General features: G+C 67.5%; 10 protein-coding genes and 2 pseudogenes. All 12 read right to left on the reverse strand.

Annotated elements, in window-relative coordinates:
• Positions 1-238, reverse strand: a pseudogene (locus QZH66_RS13880) (flagellar biosynthesis protein FlhF); the annotation flags it as partial.
• A gap of 152 nt (positions 239-390) precedes the next feature.
• Positions 391-2,475: a flagellar biosynthesis protein FlhA gene (gene flhA, locus QZH66_RS13885; RefSeq protein WP_305806542.1), complete on the reverse strand. Its 2,085-nt coding sequence runs from the start codon at positions 2,473-2,475 to the stop codon at positions 391-393.
• A 17-nt stretch (positions 2,476-2,492) separates the two neighbouring features.
• Positions 2,493-3,720 (reverse strand): annotated as a pseudogene (locus QZH66_RS13890) (flagellar type III secretion system protein FlhB).
• Positions 3,721-3,815: 95 nt separating this feature from the next.
• Positions 3,816-5,954: an EAL domain-containing protein gene (locus tag QZH66_RS13895; RefSeq protein ID WP_305806533.1), complete on the reverse strand. Its 2,139-nt coding sequence runs from the start codon at positions 5,952-5,954 to the stop codon at positions 3,816-3,818.
• 159 nt (positions 5,955-6,113) lie between these two features.
• Positions 6,114-6,905: a flagellar biosynthetic protein FliR gene (fliR, locus tag QZH66_RS13900; protein WP_305806534.1), complete on the reverse strand. Its 792-nt coding sequence runs from the start codon at positions 6,903-6,905 to the stop codon at positions 6,114-6,116.
• 9 nt (positions 6,906-6,914) lie between these two features.
• The gene (locus QZH66_RS13905; protein WP_305806535.1) at positions 6,915-7,184 is read right to left on the reverse strand and encodes a flagellar biosynthetic protein FliQ; all 270 of its coding nucleotides are present in this window, start codon (positions 7,182-7,184) and stop codon (positions 6,915-6,917) included.
• Positions 7,185-7,401: 217 nt separating this feature from the next.
• Entirely contained in the window at positions 7,402-8,184 is a 783-nt protein-coding gene (fliP, locus tag QZH66_RS13910) for a flagellar type III secretion system pore protein FliP (protein ID WP_305806536.1), read from the reverse strand.
• Between the two features lie 2 nt (positions 8,185-8,186).
• The gene (gene fliO / locus QZH66_RS13915; RefSeq protein ID WP_305806537.1) at positions 8,187-8,591 is read right to left on the reverse strand and encodes a flagellar biosynthetic protein FliO; all 405 of its coding nucleotides are present in this window, start codon (positions 8,589-8,591) and stop codon (positions 8,187-8,189) included.
• Positions 8,588-8,953, reverse strand: a complete 366-nt coding sequence (gene fliN / locus QZH66_RS13920) for a flagellar motor switch protein FliN (RefSeq protein ID WP_305806538.1) — start codon at positions 8,951-8,953, stop codon at positions 8,588-8,590. The genes fliO and fliN overlap by 4 nt, the downstream gene beginning before the upstream one ends.
• Positions 8,950-9,963, reverse strand: a complete 1,014-nt coding sequence (gene fliM / locus QZH66_RS13925) for a flagellar motor switch protein FliM (protein WP_305806539.1) — start codon at positions 9,961-9,963, stop codon at positions 8,950-8,952. The genes fliN and fliM overlap by 4 nt, the downstream gene beginning before the upstream one ends.
• Before the next feature lie 9 nt (positions 9,964-9,972).
• On the reverse strand, positions 9,973-10,485 hold the full coding sequence (locus tag QZH66_RS13930; RefSeq protein WP_305806540.1) for a flagellar basal body-associated FliL family protein: 513 nt from the start codon (positions 10,483-10,485) through the stop codon (positions 9,973-9,975).
• Between the two features lie 232 nt (positions 10,486-10,717).
• A partial coding sequence (locus QZH66_RS13935) for a flagellar hook-length control protein FliK (protein ID WP_305806541.1) occupies positions 10,718-11,411 on the reverse strand: 694 nt, incomplete at its 5' end.

The raw sequence follows: 11,411 nt of genomic DNA on the forward strand, positions 1-11,411 counted from the left end.
TCACGGCCGCCATCATCGCTTCGGCCGCGCTGCGCGGCTTGGGTGCCGGCGGGGGCGCCGGGCGCGCGGCTTCCAGGGCGCGCTGCACCACGGATTCGTCGTAATGGGCGGCGGCGACAATTTCGACGCCTTCCTCGGTACGCCGGTTGGACAGGATGACCGCATCAGGTCCGTGTTCCTTGCGCACCATGTTCATGGCGGTGCGCATATCGGCGGCGACGAAACGTTTGATTTTCATGCTGTGGTACCGGGAAGTTGAATGCTGGGGAGTGGAAGCAGCGCTGGCGTTGGCGACGTCGTACATGTCAGTGCTGGCTCCTGTTTCCTGTTGCGGCGGGTAAACGGTCTAGGTGTCTGTTTTCCGGCACGGGTGGCGGATTCCAGGCTGCCTCAGCTGATCGTGCCGACCAGTTTCAGGCGCTTGTCTTCCGGCACTTCGCTGTAGGCCAGGACCGACAGCGACGGGACGCTGTGGCGGACCAGGCGCGCCAGCGCGGCGCGGACCGGGCCGGGCACCAGCACCACCGCCGGCTCGTTCTTCGCCTCCTGCTTGCCGACACAGTCGGCAAGACTCTGGTGGAGACGTTCCGCGAGACCGGGTTCGAGCGCGGCGCCGTTGCCCTGGGTGGACTCCTGCAAGACGCGTTCCAGTTGCGGGTTGAGGGTGAACACCGGCAGCTCCGGCGACATTCCGGCGATCTCCTGCACGATGAAACGGCCCAGCGCATTGCGCACGGCGGCGGTGAGCACCGCCGGGTCCTGGGTCTGCGCGGCGTTCTCCACCAGCGCCTCGGCGATCTTGCGCAGCTGCCGCACCGGGATGCGTTCGACCAGCAGGTTCTGCAGCACGCGCGCCACCACCGACAGCGGCAACGCCTTGGGCGAGAGATCTTCGACCAGCTTCGGTGCGCTCTTGGCCAGCGTGGCGAGCAGCTGTTGCACTTCCTCGTGGCCCAGCAGTTCCGGCGCGTGTTCGCGGATCAGGTGCGACAGGTGGGTGGCGATGACGGTGGCCGGATCGACCACGGTGTAACCCAGCGACTCGGCATGGGCACGCTGGTGGGGCTGGATCCAGGTGGCGTCCAGGCCGAAGGCGGGGTCCTTGCCGGCGATGCCGTCCAGCGTGCCCAGCGCGCTGCCGGGGTCCAGTGCCAGTTCGCGGTCGGGATGGATGTCGGCCGTGGCCACCGGCACGCCGTGGATCAGCAGGCGGTAAGCGCTGGCCGGCAGTTCCAGGTTGTCGCGGATATGCACCGAGGGAATCAGGAAGCCGATGTCCTGGGTGAGCTTGCGGCGCACGCCCTTGATGCGCGCCATCAACTCGCCGCCCTGGTTCTTGTCGACCAGCGGAATCAACCGGTAGCCGACCTCCAGGCCCAGCGGGTCGACCGGGCGCAGCTCGTCCCAGGTCAGCTCGGCGGTGGGCGAGGGCTGTGCTGCCGGCAAGGCCAGACCGTTGGTGCGCGCGGCGGTACCGTCGGTCGCGGCGGTGGTGGCAGGCCGCAGGCTGCGCTTCCACATTTTCCAGGCGAGGAAGCCGAGGATCGCGGCCAGCGACAGGAACGCGAGGTTGGGCATGCCCGGGACCAGACCGACCAGTCCCAGTACGACCGCCGCGATGGTCAGCGCACGATGCTGGCCGAACACCTGGGTCATCATCGCCTGGCTCATGTCCTGCGCCCGCGAGGCGCGGGTGACCAGCATGGCCACCGCCGAGGACACCAGCAGTGCCGGCAGCTGGGCGACCAGGCCATCGCCGATCGAGAGCAGGGTGTAGGTGGCGGCGGCGTCGCCGAACGGCATGCCATGTTGCAGCACGCCCACCGCCAGACCGCCGAGCAGGTTGATGAACAGGATCAGGATGCCGGCAATGGCATCGCCGCGGATGAACTTGCTGGCGCCATCCATCGCCCCGTAGAAGTCGGCTTCCTCACGCACCTCCTCACGCCGTGCCTTGGCGTCCTCGCGGGTCAACAGGCCGGCGTTGAGGTCGGCGTCGATCGCCATCTGCTTGCCGGGCATGGAGTCGAGGATGAAGCGTGCGGTCACTTCCGACACGCGCCCGGCGCCCTTGGTGATGACCACGAAGTTGATGATGGTCAGGATCGCGAACACCACGATGCCGACCGCGTAGTTGCCGCCGATCACGAACTCGCCGAAGGCGGCGATCACCTTGCCGGCCGCGTCGTGGCCGTTCTGGCCGTTGAGCAGGATCACGCGGGTCGAGGCCACGTTCAGCGCCAGCCGCAACATCGTGGTGACCAGCAGCACGATCGGGAAGATGCTGAAGTCCAGCGGCCGTTTCACGTACACCACCGCCAGCAGCACCATCAGCGAGATGGCGATGTTGAAAGTGAACAGCGCATCGAGCACCGGCGCGGCCAGCGGCACCACCACCATGGCCAGCAACGCCAGCACCACCAGCGGCGCGCCAAGTCCCTGGCGGATCATGTCGAGGATGCGGCGGGCGCCCATCGGCGCAAGTTGCGCGCTCACGGCGTGGCTCCCGGGGCGAATTCAGCGACGTCGATTGCCGGCGCCGGCGGCATCGGGCCGCTGCGCCAGGTTTTCAATTGATAGACATAGGACAGAACCTGGGCGACAGCCGAATACAGTCTCACGGGAATTTCCTTGCCGAGTTGGCCTTCCCGATACAAGGCGCGTGCCAAAGGCGGGGCGGAGACGATGGCGACCTTGTTGCCGTCGGCCACCTTGCGGATATTCAGCGCGGTTTCGTCCACGCCCAGGGCCACCACGGTGGGGGCGTTCATACGCCCGCCTTCGTACTTGAGCGCCACCGCGTAGTGGGTCGGATTGACCACGACCACGTCGGCGGTGGGTACCGCTTCCATCATCCGCCGCTGCGACATCTGCTGCTGCAGCTGGCGGATACGACCCTTGACCTCGGGGCTGCCCTCGCTTTCCTTCATCTCCCGGCGCAGTTCCTCGCGGGTCATTTTCAGCTTCCGCAGCCAGTTCCACTTCTGGTACGGCGCATCGATGGCGGCCAGCAGCGCCAGCGCGCCGCCGGTGGCCAGCATCAGCTTCAGGGTGAAGCCCAGGCCATGGATCAGCGCCGTTTCCNTACGGCGCATCGATGGCGGCCAGCAGCGCCAGCGCGCCGCCGGTGGCCAGCATCAGCTTCAGGGTGAAGCCCAGGCCATGGATCAGCGCCGTTTCCAGCGGCTGGTGCAGCAGGCCACGCAGGGTGGTGATGCCGTGCCACATCGTGATGCCGGCAGCGGTGCCGACAAAACCGACCCGCAGCAGCGATTTGGCCAGCTCGGCCCCGGCCTCCGGGCCATACAGGCGTTTGAGTCCGCTCATCGGGTTGAGCCGCTTGAAATCCGGCGTCATCGATTTGGCGGACCAGCGCAGGCCGCCCATGAGCACCGGGCTGAGGAAGCTGGCGAGCAGGCAGACGACCACCAGCGGGGTGATCGCCAGCAGCAGCTGCAGCAGCAGCTCGCCGAAGTGGCCGAACAGGGCCATCGGCGTGTGCCGCAGCGTGGGGTCGGGCGCCAGCGCCGCGCGCATCCAGCCCAGCGCGTTGCGCGAGATGCTGGCGGAAAAGCCGAGCAGGGCCAGCACGCCGGCGGTGAACACGGCGGCGGTGGCCAGCTCCCGCGAGCGGGGGATGTTGCCTTGCTCGCGCGCCTCGCGCAGGCGTTTTTCGGTGGGCTGTTCGGTCTTTTCGCCAGCCTGTTCGTTCTCGGACATCGCACGCTATCGGGAGGAACTCACCCGGGTCGTGCAAGATCCATTCCGCAACCGGTGACGCCGGCAGGTCTTTCTGCGTGCCCAGCGCGGGGTCTTCAGCGTGGCGCCGTGACCACGGAGTGGGCGGCGGCCTCCGCGCCGACCCCGCGGGCGCGTTCGGCGTGGCCGTGCCGGCTGAAGAATTCCCCGGCACCGACCGCCTGGCCGAACAGGAACCCCTGCAGGTAGTCGCAGCCCAGCCGCTCGACGTAGCTGCGCTGTCCGGGGGTTTCGATGCCTTCGGCCACCACGTCCAGGTCCAGTGCGTGGCCCAGCGCCACAATCGCCGAGACGATCACCACGTCCTCGTCGCTGTCTTCCAGCGAGCGGATGAAAGCGTGGTCGATCTTGATTTCGGTGGCGGGCAGCCGCTTCAGATACAGCAGGCTGGAGTAGCCGGTGCCGAAGTCGTCGATGGAAATGCCCACGCCCAACCCGGCCAGCGAGCGCAGCAGGGCCAGGCTGGCGTCGATATCGCGCATCACCGCGCTTTCGGTCACCTCCAGCACCAGCCGCCGCGGATCGATGCCGTGGCCCAGCAATGCCTGCTGCACCTGGTCCAGCAGCTGCGGCGAGGACAATTGCAGCGTCGACAGGTTCACCGAAATCTTCCAGCTGTGCTGTCCGGCGGCGTCCCAGCACTGCAGCTGGCGGCAGGCTTCATCCAGTGCCCAGGCGCCGAGCTGGGCGATCAGGCCGCTGCGTTCGGCCAGCCGGATCAGCACCTCCGGCGGCATCAGACCGTGCACCGGGTGCTGCCAGCGCATCAGCGCCTCGGCCCCGCAGACGGTGCCGTCGAACACGCGGACCTTCGGCTGGTAGTGCAGGAGCAGCTCGGTGCTGCCGATGGCCTTGCGCAGGTCCGCCAGCAGCCGCAGCTGCTGTTCGGCGTTGTCATTCATCCATTCGGCGAACAGTACCTGCGCGTTGCGGCCGCTTTGCTTGGCGTTGTGCATGGCGATATCGGCACAGGCCATCAGCTGGCGCTCGGAATCGCTGTGGTCGGGATAGATCGCAATACCGATGCTGGCGGTGACGTGCATCTCCCGCCCCCCGATGCGGATGCTGCTGACCGCGGTGATGATCCGCGAGGCCAGCGCGGAGGCATCGGTTTCCGGCGGCAGCGCGACCACCAGGACAAACAGGTCGCCGCCCAGCCGCGCCACCAGATCGCCGGGTTGCACCAGCTGGCGGGTGCGTTCGGCCACGGCGACCAGCAAGGTGTCGCCGGTCTGGTGTCCGAAGCTGTCGTTGACGTGGCGGAACCCGTCCAGATCCATGAACATCACCGCGAACCGCTGTGCCTGCGATTGCGGATCGCCGATCCGGCGTTCAATCCATTCCTGCAGCGAGCGGCGATTGGGCAGCCGGGTCACCGGGTCGTGCAGCGCGGCCTGCTGCAGTTCGTTGCGGGCTTCTTCCAGCGAGCTGGCGAGCATCGCGTTGCGCAGCTGCAGCAGGCGGCCCTGCATGCGCTGCTCCAGCCAGGAAATCACCAGCACGATGGCCAGGATGGCCATGGTCACCACCATGACGAAGGCCGCCATCCAGCCGCTGGAGGGGCCGCCGGCATGGGCAGCGCCGCAGATGCTGCCCAGCGGGAAGCGCGCGGCAGCCATGCCGGTGTAGTGCATGCCGACAATGGCGATGCCCATCACCCCCGCCGCCGCCAGCCGCGTGGTCAACGCCGGGCCGGTATTGCGCAGGCGGAAAGCAATGGCCAGGGCGGTCCACGATGCCACCACCGCAATGACAATCGACAATACAAACCAGCCCGGCCGGTATTGCAGCCCGGGCTGCATGCGCAGCGCGTCCATGCCCAGGTAATGCATCCAGGCGATGCCCAGCCCCATCAACAGCGCGCCGAGCGCCAACCGCAGGTGGGGCAGGGTCGATCTTGAAACCAGCCACAGCGCGAACAGGGAGGCGGTGATGGCGACCAGCAGCGATTGCAGGGTGATCCACGGGTCATAGCCCAGCGGTATCGGCAGTTGCAGGGCGAGCATGCCGATGAAATGCATCGACCAGATCGCAAAGCCCATTGCGCAGCCCCCGGCCAGCAGCCAGCCCCAGGCGCCATGCCCCGGTTCGGCGCGGGTGACGCGCGCGGCCATGTCCAGCGAGGTATACGCGGCCAGCACCGCCACCAGCAGTGACAGCAGCACAAATCCCGGGTTGTAGCTGCCAGTGAGCATCGAAACCCCTGCCTGGATGGCCAGCGCCGCGCCGTTTCCCTTGCGCGGCTTCCCCCATCCATACCCTCCCCGGTATGGACGCGTGCCAACAGCCTACTCCAGTCCGGGGCCTGGCAGGCCAGTCCGCCCATGCCGCCTTTCATCGGACCCGTGGCAACGTCAGTGGGTGGCCTGGCGGGCGGCATCGAACGCCGCATTGAACAGGCGCTGCACGGGAGGGGCCATTTCGCCGGCGAGCAGGGTCAGCAGGAACATTCCCAGCAACAGCGCGACCGGCAGGCCCAACTGGATCGGGTTGAGCGCCGGTGCGGCGCGCGCCAGCACGCCGAACGCCAGGTTGACCGCCAGCATCGCCACCGTCAGCGGCAGGGCCAGGCTCAGCGCGCCACGGAACACCTGCATCACGAACGAGGGGGCAAGGGCGGCCAGCGCCTGCGGATCGGGCAGGGCGATCCCGATCGGCAGCGCCTTGTAGCTTTCCACCAGCAGCGAGATCAGGGCCAGATGGCCGTTGGCAGTGAAGAACAACAGGCCGAACAGCAGGTAGAACCATTGCCCGATGACACCGGAGCTGCCGCCGCGCAGCGGATCGTTCATCTGGGCGAAGGCCAGGCCGGTGCCCTGCGCGACCATTTCACCGGCGATGGCGCCGGCTTCGAACACCAGCCGCAGCACAAACCCGATGGCGATGCCGATCGCCAGCTCGCGGGCGACGCTGAGCACCGTGGCGGCATCGAAGCCGTTCCAGACCGGCACCGGCGGCAGGATCGGGGCCAACGCCACGGCCAGCGCGATCGCCAGCAACGCCCGCACCCGCGCCGGCACCGCGCGGGTGCCGATCAGCGGCATCGCCATCAACATCGCGCCGATGCGCAACATCGTCCACAACGTGGAGCCGATGATGGCGAAGGCCTGTTGGCCGTCAATGGCCATCTGGGTGGCGGAATCCATGGCGCGGCGCTAGCCGATCAGATGCGGTATTCGCTGGAACAACAGCGTGGTGAATTCGACCAGATGGCCGATCAGCAGGCTGCCCAGCGCGAACAGCGCCGCGGTCAGCGCCGCCGCCTTGGCGACGAAGGCGATGGTGGGTTCGTTGAGCTGGGTGGCGGCCTGCACCACGCCCACCAGCACACCGACGACCAGCACGGTGAGCAGCAACGGGCCGGCGATCCAGAGCACGGTGACAAGGCCACCGCGCAGTTCGGTAAGAGCGAGTTCGGGAGTCATGCGGGAAGCCGATGCAAGGCCGGTGCCAATATCCGGCGGAAAACCGTCAGGGGCCGACGCGCAAAATGGCGGATGCCGTGATGCGGGGCGCAAAGTGCGAAGTGCGAAGGTGCGGAAAAGAAAAAGCATCGCGACCTGTGTCGCTGCTGCAATGCCGGCCGATGCAGGAGCGAGGCAAGTCGCAATGGCGGTCAAACTGGGGCCTGGAACGTCCGGCTCACACCGCGTTGAAACTGGCCGCCAGCGTGCCCACCACCAGCACCCAGCCATCGACCAGCACGAACAGCAGGATCTTGAACGGGGCCGAGACCAGCATCGGCGACAGCATCATCATGCCCATCGACATCAGCACGCTGGCCACGACCAGGTCGATGATCACGAACGGGATGAAGATCAGGAAGCCGATCTCGAAGGCGGTCTTCAGTTCGCTGGTGACGAACGAGGCCACCAGGATCGGGAACGGGATCGCATCGGGGCTGGCGTAGGTGCCATGCCCGGCCATGCCGGCAAACGTCATCAGATCGGTTTCGCGCACCTGCGCCAGCATGAACGCGCGCAGCGGGCCGGTGGTCAGGGTCCATGCGGTCTGGAAGTCGATCTTGCCGTCCAGATACGGCGCCATGCCGGTACTCCAGGCCTTGTCCCACACCGGCATCATCACCATCGCGGTGAGGAACAGCGCCAACCCGAGCAGGATCTGGTTGGACGGTGTCTGTCCGGTGCCCAGCGCCTGGCGCAGCAAACCCAGCACGATGATGATGCGGGTGAAAGCGGTCAGCACCAGCAGCATCGACGGCAGCAGGGTGATCGCGGTCATCAGCAGCAGCGTCTGCAGCGGCAGGCTCACCGGCTGGCTGCCGATCTTGCCGACATCCACACTCGGCAGGTCGGGAAGCGGGGGCATGCCCGGCGCGGCCCATGCCAGGGCCGGCAGCGCGATCAGGACCAGCAACAGCAGCAGTTGCGACAGGGTTTTCGGGGCAGGGTTGCGATCACGCACGATCAGGGTTCCTTGCGCAGCTTCTGTGCGAGCAGCTGGGCGAAATTCGGGAGCTGTTTGAGATTCGGCAACGTCGCTGCGGGGATCACAGGCAAGGGTTCGGGCAGGCGGTGCAACGGACTGATGCCGCCGGCGGTCACACCGAGCAGCAGCTGCTCGCCATTGACCTCGACCACCACCACGCGCTCCTTGGCCCCGACGTTGAGGCTGGCCACCACGCGCAGGCCCTCGGCGGGCCGGAAACCGGTACCGGGCAGGCGCTTGAGCAGCCAGCCCAGCCCGACAATCAGCGCCAGCACCGCCAGCAGGGCAAGCACCGCACCGAACATGCCTGGCGCACCGGCGGCGTGCTGGCCGACCGGTGCCGCCTTGGAGGCGGGTACGGCCAGCGCCAGCAGGTGGATCACCGCAGTCTCCGGATGCGTTCGGCGGGACTGACCACATCGGTCAGGCGGACGCCGAAGCGGTCGTTGATCACCACCACCTCACCGTGGGCGATCAGGGTGCCGTTGACGAACACGTCCAGCGATTCACCGGCGCCGCGTTCCAGTTCCACCACCGAGCCCTGGTTGAGCTGCAGCAGGTTGCGGATCGGCAGGCGCGCGCGGCCCACTTCCAGCGACAGCGTCACCGGAACGTCGAGGATCACATCCAGATCCAGGTCGGTGGTGATGGCGTCGTCGGCGCGCAGGCTGGCGAACTGCGCCGGTGCGACCGCTGCTGCAGGAGTGGTTTCGGTTTCGGCTTCGAGGGTGTCGGTGTCGTTCATTGCGGGTCTTCCTGGATCACGGGGGGGCGCGGGCGGGTACCCGGCGGGTGGGTGGCGATGATCTTCACGGCATTGCGGTCGTTGGCGACGCCGAACTGGCCGGTGAACACCGGGATGCCTTCAACGCACAGCGGCACATGCTTGGGCAGCTCGATCGGCAGGATGTCGCCGATCTTCAGGCGGGTGAGTTCGCGCAGGCTCATGGTGCGCCTGGCCAGCACGCTGGACAGCTCGACCTCGGCGCTGTCGAGCTGCTCACGCAACATGATTGCCCAGCTCTCGTCGCGGTCGTTGCGGTCGCTCTGGATGCCGGCGTCGAGCAGCTCGCGGATCGGCTCGAGCATCGAATAGGGCAGGGTGATGTGGATGTCGCCGCCGCCACTGTCCAGTTCGACATGGAAGCGGGTCACCACCACGTACTCGCGCGGGCTGACGATATTGGCGAAATGCGGGTTGATCTCCGAATTGATGTATTCGAAGTCGGCGTTCATCACCGGGCCCCAGGCTTCGCGCAGATCGGCGAAAGTCTGCTTGAGCAGCAGGTGGATGACGCGCATCTCGGTGGCGGTGAATTCGCGGCCTTCGATGCGGGTCGGGTAACGGCCGTCGCCGCCGAAAAAGTTGTCCACGATCGCGAACACCAGGGTCGGCTCGAACACGATCAGCCCGGTACCGCGCAGCGGCTTGAAGCGGATCAGGTTCAGATTGGTCGGCACATACAGCGAGTGCAGGTAGTCGCCGAACTTGATCAGCTCGATCCCACGCACCGACAGCTCGGCCGAGCGCCGGATCAGGTTGAACAGGCCGATGCGCCAGAGCCGGGCGAAGCGCTCGTTGACCATTTCCAGCGTCGGCATGCGACCGCGGATGATGCGGTCCTGGCTGGCGAAATCGTAGGTGCGTGCTTCGCCGGGATGGGCTTCCGGTTCGGGGATGTTGACCGAGCCGGAATCGACGCCGTGCAGCAGCGCGTCGATCTCGTCCTGGGACAGCAGGTCGTTGATGCTCATCGTGGCGCCTTATTGCGTCACGAAACTGGTGAACAGCAATTCGTCGGCGCACTTCTTCGCGGTTTCGGCGGTCATCAGCTTCTGCACTTCGCGCAGCGCATCGGCCTGCAGCTTTTCGCGGCCGGGGCGGTCGGCGATCTGTTCGGGCTGCACCTGCGCGAACAGCATCAGCAGTTTGGCGCGGATGGCCGGGGCGTGGGTCTGCAGCAGCTGCAGCGCGGCCGGGTCGCGGGTCATCAGCTGCACTTCGGCCTGCAGGTAGCGCGGGCCATCGAGCGCCCCGGCGAGGTTGACCACGAACGCCGGTTCCAGCGCGAAGTACTGGGCCGGTGCGGGCGTGCGCGGTGCCGCCGGTTTCGCGGTGGGCGCGGTCTTGGCGCCGGCGAAGTACCACACGCCACCGCCCGCGGCAGTGGCGGCAAGAACGGCGACCAGCGCGGTGACCAGCAGTGGACTGCGCGGCTTGCGGGCCTTGTCCTTGGGATCGGCAGGCTTGCGGGATTTGTCGGCGGCTACGGCCACGGTGGGCTCCTGAAGGGTTGCTGCCCCTGCAGATGCAATCGCCGTGCCGGAATGGAGAGGGTGGGGTGTGGCGGAAAGTTGACGCCGTTGGCGGCCGGGTGCCGCGCGTGCCGGTGCGGTCACATCGGCGCCGAGGTGGGGCTGCGGGTGTGCTTGTGCAGGAGCGACATCAGTCGCGAAAGCGCGCTATCGGCAGGGGCCGGTCGCGACCGGCCCCGCTCCTGCCCGACCCTCAGGCATAGGCGTCGAGCAGGCCGCGCCGGTGCAGCAGGCGCGTGGTCACGCCGACATCGGTTTTGCCGGCAACCCCGCCAGCGTCCTCGCCGACAGCGGCCGTTGCTGGGGTGCCGCCGTCCTTCTGCTCCTGGGAGCTGGACTGCTGGCCGACATCGGCATGGGCCAGCTGCAGCCCCTGTTCGCCGAGCATTTCGCGCAGCCGCGGCAGGCTGTTTTCCAGTGCGTGGCGGACCTCGGCGTGGGCGCTGGTGAAGGTGGCATGCACGCGCTCACCGTCCAGCTGCAGCTTCACGTCCACCTGACCCATTTCATGCGGGGTGATGCGGATATGGGCATGGCCGATCTTCTGGTCGGCCAGCCAGCTCACGCGCGCGCCGATGGCCTCGTCAAACCCGTCGCTGGCGAGATCCGGGGTGGCGGTCGGTGCGCCGGCAAATGGCGCGCTGCCGGCCGCCGTGCCGCGGACGTCTGCGGCGGCGGAAAGTCCCTGCAACAGATTGCTGAAGGGGGAGGGCTCCGGGGTATCGCTGTCATCGTGGGCCAATGCCGCCGCCGGCAGCGCGATGTCAGTGGCGATGGCAGGGGTGTCGGCCAGCGTCGTGGATGTTGTAGCCGGCGCCGGGCCCGCCGCCACCGGGGCGGCAACCGCCGTGGTGGCCGGCGCGGGAACGGGTGGCGGCAGCACCGCC

The organism is Stenotrophomonas sp. YIM B06876, assembly GCF_030711595.1.
Lineage (GTDB): Bacteria > Pseudomonadota > Gammaproteobacteria > Xanthomonadales > Xanthomonadaceae > Stenotrophomonas.

Excerpts from the sequence above, each read along its gene's own strand:
- flhA (WP_305806542.1), bottom strand. The coding sequence starts at position 2,475 with ATGGGCGCCCGCCGCATCCTCGACATGATCCGCCAGGGACTTGGCGCG.
- QZH66_RS13895 (WP_305806533.1), bottom strand. The coding sequence starts at position 5,954 with ATGCTCACTGGCAGCTACAACCCGGGATTTGTGCTGCTGTCACTGCTG.
- fliR (WP_305806534.1), bottom strand. The coding sequence starts at position 6,905 with ATGGATTCCGCCACCCAGATGGCCATTGACGGCCAACAGGCCTTCGCC.
- QZH66_RS13905 (WP_305806535.1), bottom strand. The coding sequence starts at position 7,184 with ATGACTCCCGAACTCGCTCTTACCGAACTGCGCGGTGGCCTTGTCACC.
- fliN (WP_305806538.1), bottom strand. The coding sequence starts at position 8,953 with ATGAACGACACCGACACCCTCGAAGCCGAAACCGAAACCACTCCTGCA.
- fliM (WP_305806539.1), bottom strand. The coding sequence starts at position 9,963 with ATGAGCATCAACGACCTGCTGTCCCAGGACGAGATCGACGCGCTGCTG.